The sequence below is a fragment of the Olivibacter domesticus genome, from assembly GCF_900109575.1.
GTDB lineage: Bacteria > Bacteroidota > Bacteroidia > Sphingobacteriales > Sphingobacteriaceae > Olivibacter > Olivibacter domesticus.
Genome location: NZ_FOAF01000001.1, coordinates 1,008,316 through 1,022,212 on the forward strand (window position 1 = coordinate 1,008,316; position 13,897 = coordinate 1,022,212).

The following is a 13,897-nucleotide window of genomic DNA, read 5'->3' on the forward strand; positions in this document are numbered from 1 at the left end:
ATTTATTTATCTGTTAGTAACTCGATTTTTTCATGCAAATAATCTATTAATTCTACTGCTTTATTTTGGGGAAGAAAGGCTTCATTCGACACAAACGAGAAGTCTAATTTGTCCCTAAAGGTCGAGCAAATTAGCGTGGATGGGTTTGCAAAAGGACCTATAACCATTGGGCTAAAAACAGTATCAATCTCAAACTTACCATATTTTTCCTTTAAGGGAATTTTTCCGATATTAGAAAACATCATATCATTACCAACTTTACCATAAGTAAGCATGTTTAACATATTTGGTAAGGCACTGTGCAACCGCTCAAATGTCATTAAAAATTCGTAGGGACGTAATTTTTTTGTTTGCCTGTCAACGGTTGTTTGCAATACGGTAGCTTCTTTCCAAAAATCTTGCTCTTTTTTGCCATCACGACTTAGTGTTAATACCAAGCCAAATGAAAATAGTTGATCATTGGTTATCTGTGTTGCAAATCTTCTAATATCAACCGGACAAGAAATTTTATTTTTTGCATGATTCCCTTGTACATGTTGATATGCCTTCAACATCAGAAGTCCCGTGGCCGTATTTACAGTGGTTGATGCTTCTTTGCATTTTTTTATCCATCTATCCGTCAATTCTAAAGGTAATTTTCTATGAATAATATAATCATCCAATCGCGATAGTCGTAATTTATTTTTTGAGATAAATGGTGCAGAAACGGTAAGGGCAGATTTTACAAGAGCTGCTAAGATAGTCGTTTTTAAGTGCACCTTCTTTTGCTTCAATATGTCTTTGGGTACAATATCCTTATAATCAAGTAGGCGATCGTGTCTTCCAATAGAAACCCCTGGTTCCTTTAATATTTCCAATAGTTCATGGAGCAAGAGCACTCCCCCACCACCATCGCAGATGCAGTGGTGAAAGGTGATAATTAAATCAAACATTCCCTCAGTATTCAAACAAACAGCTTGTATAAGTGGACCGTTTTCTAAATCAAAATGGTGTCTTAAGCCAAGTAGTGATTGCTCTTGCCATTCATGTTCATGTTTCCAAGGAAGGAAGCTCACCGGTATTGGCTTGATTTCTGTTGGTATAAAAAAATACGGCCTTTTCTCTTTTATATCAGCTATTGCTATTTGCAACTGCGGATGTTTCCTTTGGATCTTGCTAAATGCGTTTGAAAGTTCTATTGAATTTACTTGGCCTTTAATTCGTATGGAAAATACACCGTTAAAGGGTTGGCTGCCATCGCCAGCTAATGTCCGTTCTAAAAAAAGAAGGGGTCTCTCTTTTCGCTGCATTTTTTTCTATTATAATTACTCGTTAAACGGCAATTGCATTATGGGTCATTTCCTCCAATAATGACGCTGCTTTATCATTACCCCCAGCTTCTCTGAAGGTTTTGTTTACATAGGCCACACCTCTTTTATAAGTTGGTTGTTCAATTAGATCCCAAACTGTTTTCTTTAATTCATCCAAACGCATACGCTTATACCTTATTTTTCGACCACAACCTGACTTTTCAACTAAATCAGCCGTATGAAAATGATCATACGCAATGGGAGTTATAAGAAGCGGTAATTCGTTTAAAATTGCGTCATTAACTGTGTTAAAACCTCCGTGACATATTACAATATCCATCTTTTCCATCACCTTAGTTTGCGGTACAAAACCTTGGACTATAAAATTTGATGGCCAGCTCTCAATAATGGCTGGATCTGTTGCCGCAACAATTGTTAATGGTTCATCTTTAAAGGCCTCTATAAGCTTTTCAAAGAATTCCTTCCTAATATTTTCCAGTAAGGTGCCCAAGGATACAAATACTCTCGGGCGATTGCTATTTTCTAATTTCTGCCAATCAAAACCAACTTTATTTGGTCTACCTTTAACTGGGCCAACAAACTGCATATGAGATTCCGAATCTTTTATAGCTGCAAAATATTGAGAGGTGAAAACAATATTTAACTGCTTAGAATGAAAAATCAATTCGTTAGTATGTACATCTAAGTCCTTTTGTAAATTAAACATAAGTTGTTGCTGCCACTCCCAAATTTTTGGAGAATTAATTGCATTCGCACCAAGGTCGGGTGGTACGGGAGTGGTGGTGACGTAAGGAATTCCCTTTTTATATGCGCATATTCCTCCTACAAAGGTTATACAATCACTGATTATCAAATCTGGTTTAAAATCATCTATTACCGCATTTACACCGTCATGCATGATTTTACAAAACGGAATATAGGTCTCTTCCAATGCTAGTTTCCAGGTTTCAGCTCCAGAGAGTAAGGGGCCATTATCTTGTTTTTTCAGTATGTCGTCTATCTGCTTTTTATGATTATTCCAATAAGACGAAGGAACAACAAATTTTCCACCAGCCGGAACTTGATCCTCTTTTATCTTAAGCAAAGATACCCATTGCACCTCATGACCTCTTTCTAACAGAGTTGCTCCTACACTTAAAGTCGGACTAACATGCCCGAAAAAGGGGGGCACAACAAATAAAAATTTAGCCATTTTTTATAAATTATATTGTATTCTTGTTATTGTAAATATTATTAAGAGCCAAGTCTTCCAACAATCTTACAGCATAGCCAACGCCACCTGCTTGTTCAAATGAACGACGAAGCTTTTGAGCTGCCAATCGATAATTAGATTCAAATAAAACAGATTGTAAAGAACTTAAAAGATGGTGCGCTTTAAACCGTCTGTAATTCAATCGTAAGCCAGCTCCAGTGGCGACAACTCTTCCTGCAACATATGATTGATCATAAGCAATTGGAATAACAACCAACGGAATGCCGTTATTTAAAGTCTCACAAACGGTATTATGCCCACCGTGGCAAATAACAGCATCAAAAAACGGTAATAAATCCAATTGAGGAATTTTCTTTGATACCATAAAATTGGAAGGCCATTGATCAAATAGACTTGGATCGGAAACTACCACTACTCCTAAATCCTGGTTGCCGAATGCCTCTATAACTTTCGAGAAAAAGTCACGCTTAAAAGAATGATCGAAAGTTGTTCCTATAGAAACCAAAATTTTATGTGCATAAGGCATTGCGTGGAAATATTCCCAATTAAAGTCGAACGCAGTTGGGCGATTTAGCGTGGACAAACCAATAAATTTATAATTTCCATTGAGTTCCATTTCACCAAAAAAATCCAACGATGTGTAAACAAGGGTTAAATCGTTCGAACAGGCTACGGATGTTTCCATTGCTAGTCCTAACTCGTATTGAAGCTTTATAATTTGATTATCCTCCCAAGCTGATACACCTGGCAAATCTTGCTGCATTTTTATAGCAGCCGGTGCTGTCACTGATGTCGCATACTTTATTTGCTGCTGCTTAGCAACTATTGCTCCGCTAAAAAGCTGTTGGTCGTTAATAATGACATCGGGGTTAAAAGAACCAACACAACTGTTAATGTGCTCATACATATACCTATTTAGCGGTATTAACACCTCTTCATATAAAAATCTTACACTTTCTATTCCTGTTACATTCTTACTTGAAATTTGGTTCTGATAAGCTTCATGTTCATTTTTATTGACATCCAGTTCTTTATGCGTTATACAAAAAAACACACCGCCAACCGGAAGGAGCTTTTCCAAATTAGCGTCTACGCTGAGCCAAGCCACCTCATGCCCACCTAATAATAAAGCCTTTCCTAAACTTAATGTCGGGTTTACATGACCCGAAAGCGGGGGAACAACAAATAAAAACCTGCTCAAAACAATACTTTTTCTTTAGTTAAAAACTCAATTAATGTTTCGGCTACTATTTCTGGATGCTGTATGGGTAAATTATGATCACCTTCAAGTGTTTTTAATTGTGATTCAATAATTTTGGACGACAAAATTTCTCCCGATTCCAGACAATTAGATGCTAAACCATACAAGAGAAGTGTTTCATGATTAATTATATTAAACGGTGCATCTTCAAAAAAAGCCATTTCACATTCCATATCGTTCTTAATACTTGTGTTATTAAAAAGATACGTATACATACGATGATTTTTCTCTAGTTGTCGCCTCCCCATGTTAATCTTCGTCGTATCCGTAAAATTCTGAATATAGTTTTCGAGAAATTCTTTACTATACACATCAATTAAATCCATGGCTTTACGATCGCCAGGATTTGGGGCTTCAATTACACACAATTTTTCTATCCGCTCAGGACAGCTCATACAAGTATTTAACGAAACTAATCCACCAAAGCTATAGCCCACAAGATGCACTTTATCTAAGTTTAACTGATCCAGTAATTGAATTAAATCGTCTGTCATATGTGAAAATCGATACCCACTTTCCGCCCGGGCCGAAAGACCATGGCTTTTAAGATCATACATGACTACATGAAATCTTTTAGCTAAGATTGGTGCTATTTTAAAATAGTAAACAGAAAGGTTGCTAAACATGCCGTGTACCAGCACTAAAGTATCAGAAGCTCCTTTGTTTAATTCCTGGATATGTACACTTCTATTATGTATATCTATGTAGGGCATCGGCTATGTAATTATTAAAAATGTTTAACCGTTGACTAAAAAAAGTCATTGATCATCGAAAGGCTAAAATACGTTCTTTGATATTTTAAGACACGAAAGACAAGTAAAGCATTTTGTTCACTTTTTTTTACGCATCTAACCCTGTCCAATAATTAATACTGTAACAATTTTTTAAATTGTGCATCTTTGTTAAGAACAACATTTTAAAAACTATTAAAGGATGAATTTTTTAGGGAATATAATATGGTTAATTTTTGGTGGATTTCTTGCTGCTTTGGGTTATTTCATAGGAGGCCTTGTCTTGTGTGTAACTATTGTTGGAATTCCTTTTGGAATCCAATGTTTTAAGTTAGCGGGTCTCATGTTGTTTCCCTTTGGAAAAAGAGTTGTCAATACAGCCGGTGCATCGGGGTGCTTTAACTTGTTCGCTAATATTATCTGGATTTTCTGTGGAGGAATATATACAGCTTTGAATCATCTTTTTTGGGCAGTATTGCTCTCTATTACAATTGTAGGTATACCATTTGCTAAACAGCATCTCAAATTGCTCGAAATATCATTAATACCATTTGGTAAAAAAGTTATTGAGAACTGAGATAATACCTATCAAAAAACGTCTACTGTTAGGGATTCTTTAGGTATTGCGATTGACCAGGCAGTATAACAGCTCTTCTATAAACAATATCTAAATAAGTCAGTATTCTTCTTGAATAGCTATGTAGTTCATTTTTGTGGTGATTAATGCCATTACGCAGCATAACAAAAGTTAATAGCCAGCCACCTATTGCAATCGTTGATGGTATGAGTTTCATCCCGCCTAAATAAAAAACGTATGTGGTAAATACAAGTAAGAAAGACAAAAGCGCCAAAGACCAGTTTCTTATGAATTTTTTAGTAAAAGGTTCTATTGTGCATTTAATAGTTGTTCCATTATCTGCGGCTGAAAGTCTAAAATTCACGACCCCCTCCCCTCTGAAACTCTCAAATATAGAGGGATTTCTTTCCACTCTTATGCAATCTTGATGTATACTAAATTTTCCTTGATGGTCCTGCCCTACTTTCTCACATATACTATCAAAAACATCTTCCAAAGATAACTCTGTATATACCTCATAATAATACTGTAACTTGTTTAGATTTCTCACGGTCTAATTGTTGTAAATGTTCAATCGATAGGACAATAAAATTACGTTCTCACTATATATAGCTAATGTAAATAAGTAAATTTAATTTCACAAATTTTTAGAGAAAATATGTAAAATTACGTGCAACTCTGAAATATTCCTTGAAATATTTCACAAATCTAAAAAAGAATTTTTGGCCCTATAAGTCAATTAGGAATTCGGGAAAGAAAAGACTAATTACAAGTCTATCGAGCACTACTTTTTTTAAAACTACGAATCGCTAAGAATGCGCTAATAAGCATTAAAATAGCCGCAATATAATATGGTGCCGCTGGTAGGTATATAGGTGCTTTACCACTTGTAAAAAAATAAAAGATATAAGTCATGAACCATGGGCCAAAGATAGAACTGAGACTCATCAAACTTGTCAATCCACCCTGAAGTTCACCTTGTTCGTTTGCAGGCACTTCATTTGTCATCACTCCTTGGAGCGCGGGACCCGCAATACCCCCTAAAGAATAAGGAATCATATAGGCAAACATCATCCAACTTTGGTTGGCGAGTCCAAACAATAACATACCAATTGAATATAAAATGAGTCCAACCCATATACTTCTTTCTTGACCTATTTTAGGAATAACCACTCTAATTAAACCTCCCTGAACTAATGCTATTAACAAGCCTATAAATCCAAGCGAATAACCTACAAGATCTTCATCCCAATTAAATTTTTGCATTGTATAAAATGTCCATACACTCTGTACCGCGTGCCCTGCAAAATAAACAACAAATAAACATATAGCTAATCCTATTACTGCTGGATATTTTTTTAGTTGAACCAATGTGCCTAGCGGGTTAGAACGTTTCCAACTAAAGGGGCGTCTATGTTCCTTAGCCAAAGATTCTGGAAGAATGAAAAAACCATAGGCAGCATTTAAAAGAGCTAGTGCTGCTGCAGCATAAAAGGGATAATGGACATCCATTTTCCCTAAAACACCCCCTATCACAGGGCCAATAATAAACCCTAGTCCAAAAGCTACTCCTATCATTCCGAAATTCTGCGATCTCTTTTCTGGGCTGCTTACATCAGCTATGTAAGCAGAAGCAGTGGTAAAGCTAGCTCCAGTAATACCTGCAATAACCCGCCCAATAAATAACCATCCAATACTTGGCGCAAATGCTAAAAAAAGATAATCAATGCCAAACCCTAATAAAGAGAACAACAGTACAGGTCGGCGACCATATTTGTCACTTAAGTTACCCACTAAAGGAGAAAATAAGAACTGCATAACAGCATATGCAACAAGAAGTAAACCTGAGATTCTAGAAGCATCACTTATATTTCCATGAATCAGTCCTTCAATTAATTTAGGAAAGACCGGAATTATAATGGCCAGACCAATAACATCAATAAGTAAAGTGATAAAAATAAATCCTAATGCTGCCGGTTTTTTGCTGCTGTTCGTTTGATTCATATCTTAAAAAATCTATCTGCAAAGAAAGCATATAGATTTAATTTTTCTTAAAAAACAAAGAAATTTTGAACAATTAGAAGTCATGATTATTTAGGAAAGTCCAAAGGTCAATTGACTATCAAGTCCTCATTATCGTAAATAACGGCGAGACTAGCATATTTTGGCTTACCAAAAGACGATTCTTATTTAAAATTATTGGTAAATAACAAGTTATTTACCTCTTTCTAAACTTAAACGGATGCTCCCCTTGGTTCGAAAGAAAAGAGAAAACTTCTTCCTTAGAATAGACTATTTTTCCTTTTTTTGTGCCATAATTGATTGCAGCTGATGTTATGTGTGAGGGGTCAATATGACCGCCACAATTTTTTGGATAGTGCTCTTCAATACCTATCCATGGTTTATCTTTGTGAATATAATATCGTATAACAATATAATCGTAATTATTTGTTAATACGGGACCTTCAGAATCCTCAAAACCTAATTCTAAAAGATCATTTCTGTTAATCGTTGCCATAATACGCTCTATTAAATATCTCTCGCACAGTTGTATTATAATAACAGATTCATCTATATGTTTGTTCTGTCTAAACGATAAATAGCTTTACCAAGAATGCATTTTCAAAACAGATGTAATGTTTAAATACGGGATTCAAATCGTACCTATTCTGTACATGTAGCACTATCCGTACATTTATTGAATTATCTTTTGTAGATAAACGTTAGCACAAAAATTAAGATAATGGCCATCAGCGTATAATCCAATGCTATAAATAAAGCAGTTGACAGCTTTTCCATTAAATTAATATAATAAATTAGTAGTTCTCCTTGGAATATATTGCTGAAGGATCTTAGAATAAATTGTGTTTCCGCTGTTCTTTTTATCCTTTGCGAAACCTAATTTTTCCATGACACTAATCACGTGGTCGTTTATCGTATTTAATAAAATTTTCACTTCATAAATACCATAGTAATACCTAGCCATTTCAAGCATTTGATTAAACGCGTCGAGCATAAGCCCTTTATCTCTATATTCAGGCAGCAAAGTACCGCCAACATATATTTCTTTTCTATTCTGTCCGCCTTTATAGATTTCACATGCCCCAACTATTACGGTGGGGGCCGATTTTAATCTGATTGTATACATGCATTTAGAAAGCCACAACAATCTTCTTGTAAAGTCCTCAGGCGATTCGTCATTAGCATACAAGTCTTTACAATAAGTGCCATATTGTTCAGGATAATCAAGCAAATGACAAACTTCACGTGCATCACTTAGACATAGTTTTCTTAAAACTACACCTGCTTTCTTTTCATTTTCCATTAGATAAGAGTATATTATATATGTTAAGAATAAAATTCTCAAGACGTTTATAGCTATAAATTCTATAGTAGATGTTCCATATAGCCACTACAGCAAATTGTTCTAAAATTTTTAACCTGAAAAAAGTTAAATACTATTGCAATAAAGAATTCTTTTCTCCAATGATATGATAGTTGTCCATTATGGCACTGTAACTTGGGTAATTCTTATCTATTTTGGTAATAGGAAGTGTACCCACTTCTCGGAGAAATTTTTTTAAATGAGGAGAGCTGGCACTATTTAAATTCCTTAGATCCACATCATCATTTATTGCAACAGCCATTTCTAACTGATAACAAACTAAATAATACATAGCTTTAAATAAATTTTTCTTTCTTTAATACAACACTTGCCGATTTTATTTGTTTTGAATTATAAATTATCTCCAAATGCATAAACTTCAATATAGTATCTATATTCTTCTTTTTATTATATTAAGTGTCGCAATACTGTTCTTCTCTAGGAGCTTTTTAATACCCATCGCCTTAGCCGGAATTCTCGCTATGTTATTCATAGGTATTTCTAATAAATTAGAAAGTTTCGGCATAAGAAGAGTATTTTCCGCTCTAATCGCTATATTATTTTTTTTATTTGTAATAGCGTTTATCTTTACGTTACTCACTTGGCAACTAAGTGATCTTCCAGATAACATGGAAAATATGAAAGAGCGTTTACTATCTCTTGTAGAAGAGGTAAGAATCTGGTTAAATGAAAAAATAGGCATCAGCAATCAACAACAAGACGCTATCGTTAACCAACAAGGCGCTCAAAATGCTAAATCACAGGGCAATCTATTAGCAAACTTTGCCATTGGTATTCTTGATGTTGTAATTAACATTATTTTAGTCTTAGTTTACACGTATCTCTTTTTACTGTATCGATCACGAATTAAAAAATTTATTTTAAAGCTTGTATCTCCTAAAAATTACAATCAAGCAGAAGAAATTATTCAGCAATCAACAAAGGTATCACAACAATACCTCATTGGTTTGGCCACTATGATTTTGATGCTCTGGGTACTTTATGGCATTGGTTTCAGTTTAGTTGGTGTTGAAAGTGCGTTATTTTTTGCGATATTATGTGGGCTTTTAGAAATCATTCCATTTGTAGGAAATATTACCGGCACCTCTATTACGGTATTGGCAGTTATCGCGCAGAATGGTCAAAGCGAAAAAATATTAGGTGTTATTGTTGTGTACCTCATTATACAATTTTTTCAAACATATATTTTAGAACCATTGGTAGTCGGTAATCAAGTAAATATCAATCCGTTATTTACAATCTTGGTCCTAGTAGCCGGAGAATCAGTATGGGGGATTGCTGGAATGATTTTAGCCATCCCCTTATTAGGAATGGCTAAAATTATATGTGATCATGTTCCTTACTTACAACCTTATGGATACTTGATAGGTACTGATAGGAAGCCAGAAAAAGGGATTATTACGAAAATAAAGAAGATCAAAAACCGATTCATCAATAAAAGCACTTAAAGATAGACTAAACGAATTTTATATAAGGCAAAGCATATTGGTTTAAATAATTTATATCGTTTTGTTAGAAAGGTTTGATGAAGGAATAATCTCTTTTAAGAGAGGAATAATATTTGTAACAGTGTATAAAGCACCAATGATTGATTTCTATGCCCTTCGCAGCTATCATACTTTCCGGATTAATTGGTACAGCAGCAATGACAGGAATAATGTACATATGTTCTTTTATGAATGAAAAGACGATAAGAGTTCCAAAAATTCTTGGTACCATGTTATCTTTCAGCACTACTGCCCATGGCAAATTGTGCAACACCCCCCTTTGCATAAGTATAGGAATTGTATCTCATTACGCCATGGGAATTTTTTTTATGTTTTGCTACTATTTACTTTGGTATTTTAACTATGGTAAACCAGATATATTCTATGCGCTTGTTTTTGGTTTAGTTCATGGAGTGGTAGGGATAGGCATTTGGCGCATATTCTTTAATCTTCATCCAAACCCACCCTATATTCCTCTAACTAGTTATTCAATAGAGCTTTTGATAGGACATTTCGTTTTCGCCCTGACCGGCATTATCTCCTATAATTTAATAAATCAAGTTTTGAGAATAGGAGAAATACAACCGTAATTAATAATAATAACATATGGAGGGGGTATAAATCAATTAATTGGCCAGTCTTCGTTACAACCTAAGCAAAACTTTGCTATAAACAAGTACATAAGTAGGTGTCTGGCTGTATTCTTTTTTATATAGAATATCCTTTATTATATACAGTAATCAAAACTGTACCAAACCCATCACTGCGGGTTAAATCTCACGGTTTAATAGCATTGAAATATACTTAAATAAAATACGCTAAATTTAAACCTCTTCCCAAACGTGCTGAGTTTCGCTTTATTTTTTAGCATTCTATTTGCTTATATAAAAAAAACAAAAAACACTCCTATGTCAATAAATAAGTTTTTCGAAAAATTTTCTGATAAAATCACCAGTTGGACCGGAAGTTCAATGGCATTCGGTATTGCTTTGGGTGTAATCATTGTCTGGGGTATTTCAGGTCCTATTTTCGGTTATTCAGACACCTGGCAGCTAGTGATTAACACAGGTACTACTATTATCACTTTCTTAATGGTTTTTTTAATTCAGAAAACACAAAACAAAGACTCAAAAGCTATTCAACTGAAATTAAATGAACTCGTCGCAGCTAACAAAAAGGCAAGCAACCGAATGGTAGACGTTGAAGACTTTACAGAAGAAGAGCTGGATGTATTACATAAATTTTATCAAAAGCTTTCGGAGAAAGCAAAGGAGGAAGATGATATTCACAAATCGCATTCTATTGATAATGCTGAGGAATTGCAGAAAGCCAAACAAGCAAATAAATAGGAACACCCTCCAGCAAGTCGATTAATTTCAAGACACAAAAAGATCAAATCAATCGATTTGCTTGATTCCTAGATTTTTAATATTAGCTTTAATGACCTATTAGCTCTTTACGACAACACATAAAATGAGGAGATAAGAAAATCTATCATGCGAAAAATTGGGAGTAGGAAGCAATGTAAGTCCGCCCGCCATTTTCGAGAAGCAATTACCAAAAAAAATCAATTACTATAAATCGTAGTAATTCTTAGCAATTTCATTTAAAAAACGAGTTGGCTTGGTAAATACGGCGTCCCACGACGCTACATATGCTGGCATTGTTAAAAAAAGATATTCTTTTGCTCTGCTACATGCTACATAAAAAAGTCGTCTTTCCTCCTCCAGTTCTTGAAGAGATCCTAAAGATCTTACAGATGGTATAATTCCATCAAGCACAAATGGAATAAATACGGCATACCATTCTAGTCCTTTTGCTGAATGTATGGTGGAGATTGTTAAAGGCTTTTCGTCGCCTTCGTTGAAAGGAACTGATTTATCTTGGTAACGGTTAGCAGGCGGTTCAAGCGTAAAATCAGTTAAAAATTTTTCTAAATCTTCATACTTACTAGCTATCTCTGCGAAAATTTCTAAATCCATTTTCCGCGCTTGAAAGTCATCCTCTATTTGTTGTAAAATTGGCTTATAAAACTCATAAATACGTGGAATTACCATCGAAGGAGATTCCACACTCTGCAATTCATTCAATAAAGTCATTAATGGTCTAAGGTTATCGATATGTTTTTTACTTTTAAAATTTTCAGGGTCAATATTACCTGCCTGCTCGTGGATGATGGTAATGATCTCTTTGGCTCGTACATCTCCTATCCCTTCCAAAAGCTTTAAAATTCTATGCCAGGCAACGGCATCCATGGGATTCATTAATATCTTTAAAAATGAAATCATATCTTTAACATGCCTACGTTCACTAAATTTTATGCCGCCTACAACGACAAAAGGAATGTTTCTTTTCATTAATTCAGCCTGTACAAAATTAGATTGCCATGAAGCTCTTGTAAGAACAGCGAAATCTTTATACGTTAAATAATTCTCTTTCATTGCCATAATGGTATCCACAATAAATTCGGCTTCTGTCTGCGTGTCTGTCAAGCGCTTTACAAGTGGTTTTTTCCCTTTTTTTATTCTTGAGAAAAGCCTTTTTTTAAATCCTACCCGAGCGTTTAAAGCAATATCATTTGTAAAGTCCAAAATAGGTTGATTGCTTCGATAGTTTTCTTCGATTTTCACCACTTTGCAATCTGGAAAAGATTGAGGAAAACGAAGTATATTTTCGAAGTTAGCCCCTCTAAAGGAATAAATGCTCTGGGCATCATCTCCAACTACCGTTACTTTCCCACTATCCGCTGTAATCAGCTCCACTATTTCTCGTTGTATAGTATTTGTATCCTGATATTCATCTACCAAGGTATAAGCTATCTGTTTCTGTAATGTCTTTCTGAAAACCTCATTTTCTCTTAGTTTATTACGTAGCATATCAATGAGATCATCATAGTCCATTAAGTTTGAACGCCGCTTGTAGGCAATTAATACTTTATTAATCTTCTCTATATCTTCTATATGCCGTTCATGATCAGAAAAATACTCCAAAATGGTATCTCTTATTCTAAGTTCCAAATTTTTAGATTTAGACAGAATTGTTTGTATTGTAGCAGATTTTGGAAAATGTTTACTTCCCTTTTTAGGAGTCAAATTTAATTCGGCTTTCAACAAACTGATGATATCAGTCACATCTTCACCATCAACAATTGTAAAGTTAGCAGGTAACCCTATTAATGCATGATATTTTCGAAGCGCGAAATTAGCAAAGGCATGAAAAGTACCACCTAAAACGCCAGTTATAGACTTAGATCTAAGTAATTGTTGTACACGGCTAAGCATTTCGTTAGCAGCTTTTCTCGTAAATGTAAGTAATAACAATTGGTTTGGCTCGTATCCTTGCTCGATAAGATAGCTTACTTTATAGGTAATAACCCTCGTTTTTCCGCTACCTGCCCCGGCAATGACTAACAAGGGGTGTTTCAGCATACGAACAGCTGCTAGTTGCTGACTATTTAACTCTTGTGCATAATTGATTTTGAATTTGCTAGCGTCAAAAGGTTGGTGGATATCCACCAAACGACTTTCAATACTGTCAGTAATTACTTTTAATTCTTTGAGATGATTGGAAAGTTCGTCATTAAAATCATCTTTATTTACTATTTCTTCAGCTAATAGTGATTCCAAGCTACGATATCCTTTATCAGAATGAGTGACAATATTGGTGTTTAATAACAAACCATCTAATAAATTATCAAAATTTAATGAAGATTCCTTATTCCAATCATGCTCATTTTTATGGCTATCTTTATTGTTCATAAACTCAAAACTAGTTATGGGATTACTCAAAAATACACTAATTTTTTTAGCATAACAAAAGTTTATAGGCAGATCTATTTAATTTAAATTATCAAAAGCCACTCTTCCCACCCGGCAGGCCTCGTAACTTCCTTACATAAAATTTCAGTGATAA

Annotated in this window: 14 protein-coding genes; 4 read left to right on the top strand and 10 right to left on the bottom strand. The window is 34.6% G+C overall.

Features of this window, described 5'->3' with window-relative positions:
• Positions 1 to 2: 2 nt before the first annotated feature.
• The 4 genes from BMY50_RS04285 to BMY50_RS04300 are packed head-to-tail and all read right to left on the bottom strand — an operon-like array spanning position 3 to position 4,497.
• Complete coding sequence (locus BMY50_RS04285; RefSeq protein WP_093318858.1) at positions 3 to 1,289, bottom strand: condensation domain-containing protein; 1,287 nt, start codon at positions 1,287 to 1,289, stop codon at positions 3 to 5.
• 22 nt (positions 1,290 to 1,311) lie between these two features.
• On the bottom strand, positions 1,312 to 2,502 hold the full coding sequence (locus BMY50_RS04290) for a glycosyltransferase (protein WP_093318861.1): 1,191 nt from the start codon (positions 2,500 to 2,502) through the stop codon (positions 1,312 to 1,314).
• A 10-nt stretch (positions 2,503 to 2,512) separates the two neighbouring features.
• On the bottom strand, positions 2,513 to 3,724 hold the full coding sequence (locus tag BMY50_RS04295) for a glycosyltransferase (protein ID WP_093318865.1): 1,212 nt from the start codon (positions 3,722 to 3,724) through the stop codon (positions 2,513 to 2,515).
• Entirely contained in the window at positions 3,721 to 4,497 is a 777-nt protein-coding gene (locus tag BMY50_RS04300) for an alpha/beta fold hydrolase (RefSeq protein ID WP_093318869.1), read from the bottom strand. The genes BMY50_RS04295 and BMY50_RS04300 overlap by 4 nt, the downstream gene beginning before the upstream one ends.
• A 220-nt stretch (positions 4,498 to 4,717) precedes the next feature.
• On the opposite strand from BMY50_RS04300, the gene BMY50_RS04305 reads away from it, so the two are divergent.
• Positions 4,718 to 5,092: a YccF domain-containing protein gene (locus BMY50_RS04305; RefSeq protein WP_093318873.1), complete on the top strand. Its 375-nt coding sequence runs from the start codon at positions 4,718 to 4,720 to the stop codon at positions 5,090 to 5,092.
• A gap of 28 nt (positions 5,093 to 5,120) precedes the next feature.
• Here BMY50_RS04305 and BMY50_RS04310 read toward each other — a convergent pair whose 3' ends face one another.
• The 5 genes from BMY50_RS04310 to BMY50_RS04330 form a co-directional block, all read right to left on the bottom strand.
• Positions 5,121 to 5,642 carry a hypothetical protein gene (locus tag BMY50_RS04310; RefSeq protein WP_093318877.1) on the bottom strand — a complete coding sequence of 174 codons (522 nt, stop codon included), beginning with the start codon at positions 5,640 to 5,642 and terminating at the stop codon, positions 5,121 to 5,123.
• Between the two features lie 224 nt (positions 5,643 to 5,866).
• Positions 5,867 to 7,096: a TCR/Tet family MFS transporter gene (locus BMY50_RS04315; protein ID WP_093318882.1), complete on the bottom strand. Its 1,230-nt coding sequence runs from the start codon at positions 7,094 to 7,096 to the stop codon at positions 5,867 to 5,869.
• A 214-nt stretch (positions 7,097 to 7,310) separates the two neighbouring features.
• Entirely contained in the window at positions 7,311 to 7,610 is a 300-nt protein-coding gene (locus BMY50_RS04320; protein WP_093318885.1) for a hypothetical protein, read from the bottom strand.
• Between the two features lie 285 nt (positions 7,611 to 7,895).
• Positions 7,896 to 8,417, bottom strand: a complete 522-nt coding sequence (locus BMY50_RS04325) for a GNAT family N-acetyltransferase (RefSeq protein ID WP_093318890.1) — start codon at positions 8,415 to 8,417, stop codon at positions 7,896 to 7,898.
• A 133-nt stretch (positions 8,418 to 8,550) separates the two neighbouring features.
• Entirely contained in the window at positions 8,551 to 8,769 is a 219-nt protein-coding gene (locus BMY50_RS04330) for a hypothetical protein (protein ID WP_139202200.1), read from the bottom strand.
• A 76-nt stretch (positions 8,770 to 8,845) separates the two neighbouring features.
• Between BMY50_RS04330 and BMY50_RS04335 the strand changes: the two genes are divergently transcribed.
• The 3 genes from BMY50_RS04335 to BMY50_RS04345 all read left to right on the top strand — a co-directional run bounded on the left by BMY50_RS04335 (position 8,846) and on the right by BMY50_RS04345 (position 11,334).
• Positions 8,846 to 9,946, top strand: a complete 1,101-nt coding sequence (locus BMY50_RS04335; protein ID WP_093318900.1) for an AI-2E family transporter — start codon at positions 8,846 to 8,848, stop codon at positions 9,944 to 9,946.
• Positions 9,947 to 10,095: 149 nt separating this feature from the next.
• Complete coding sequence (locus BMY50_RS04340) at positions 10,096 to 10,575, top strand: hypothetical protein (RefSeq protein WP_093318905.1); 480 nt, start codon at positions 10,096 to 10,098, stop codon at positions 10,573 to 10,575.
• A gap of 318 nt (positions 10,576 to 10,893) precedes the next feature.
• On the top strand, positions 10,894 to 11,334 hold the full coding sequence (locus BMY50_RS04345; protein WP_093318911.1) for a low affinity iron permease family protein: 441 nt from the start codon (positions 10,894 to 10,896) through the stop codon (positions 11,332 to 11,334).
• 225 nt (positions 11,335 to 11,559) lie between these two features.
• Here the strand turns inward: BMY50_RS04345 and BMY50_RS04350 are convergent, their stop codons facing one another.
• Positions 11,560 to 13,743 carry an ATP-dependent helicase gene (locus BMY50_RS04350; protein ID WP_093318915.1) on the bottom strand — a complete coding sequence of 728 codons (2,184 nt, stop codon included), beginning with the start codon at positions 13,741 to 13,743 and terminating at the stop codon, positions 11,560 to 11,562.
• Positions 13,744 to 13,897: the final 154 nt, after the last annotated feature.

What these genes read in the sequence shown, in the direction of transcription:
- BMY50_RS04315 (WP_093318882.1), bottom strand. Translation starts at nt 7,096, where the DNA reads ATGAATCAAACGAACAGCAGCAAAAAACCGGCAGCATTAGGATTTATT.
- BMY50_RS04300 (WP_093318869.1), bottom strand. Translation starts at nt 4,497, where the DNA reads ATGCCCTACATAGATATACATAATAGAAGTGTACATATCCAGGAATTA.
- BMY50_RS04340 (WP_093318905.1), top strand. Translation starts at nt 10,096, where the DNA reads ATGCCCTTCGCAGCTATCATACTTTCCGGATTAATTGGTACAGCAGCA.
- BMY50_RS04305 (WP_093318873.1), top strand. Translation starts at nt 4,718, where the DNA reads ATGAATTTTTTAGGGAATATAATATGGTTAATTTTTGGTGGATTTCTT.
- BMY50_RS04285 (WP_093318858.1), bottom strand. Translation starts at nt 1,289, where the DNA reads ATGCAGCGAAAAGAGAGACCCCTTCTTTTTTTAGAACGGACATTAGCT.
- BMY50_RS04345 (WP_093318911.1), top strand. Translation starts at nt 10,894, where the DNA reads ATGTCAATAAATAAGTTTTTCGAAAAATTTTCTGATAAAATCACCAGT.
- BMY50_RS04290 (WP_093318861.1), bottom strand. Translation starts at nt 2,502, where the DNA reads ATGGCTAAATTTTTATTTGTTGTGCCCCCCTTTTTCGGGCATGTTAGT.
- BMY50_RS04335 (WP_093318900.1), top strand. Translation starts at nt 8,846, where the DNA reads ATGCATAAACTTCAATATAGTATCTATATTCTTCTTTTTATTATATTA.
- BMY50_RS04350 (WP_093318915.1), bottom strand. Translation starts at nt 13,743, where the DNA reads ATGAACAATAAAGATAGCCATAAAAATGAGCATGATTGGAATAAGGAA.
- BMY50_RS04325 (WP_093318890.1), bottom strand. Translation starts at nt 8,417, where the DNA reads ATGGAAAATGAAAAGAAAGCAGGTGTAGTTTTAAGAAAACTATGTCTA.
- BMY50_RS04330 (WP_139202200.1), bottom strand. Translation starts at nt 8,769, where the DNA reads ATGTATTATTTAGTTTGTTATCAGTTAGAAATGGCTGTTGCAATAAAT.
- BMY50_RS04320 (WP_093318885.1), bottom strand. Translation starts at nt 7,610, where the DNA reads ATGGCAACGATTAACAGAAATGATCTTTTAGAATTAGGTTTTGAGGAT.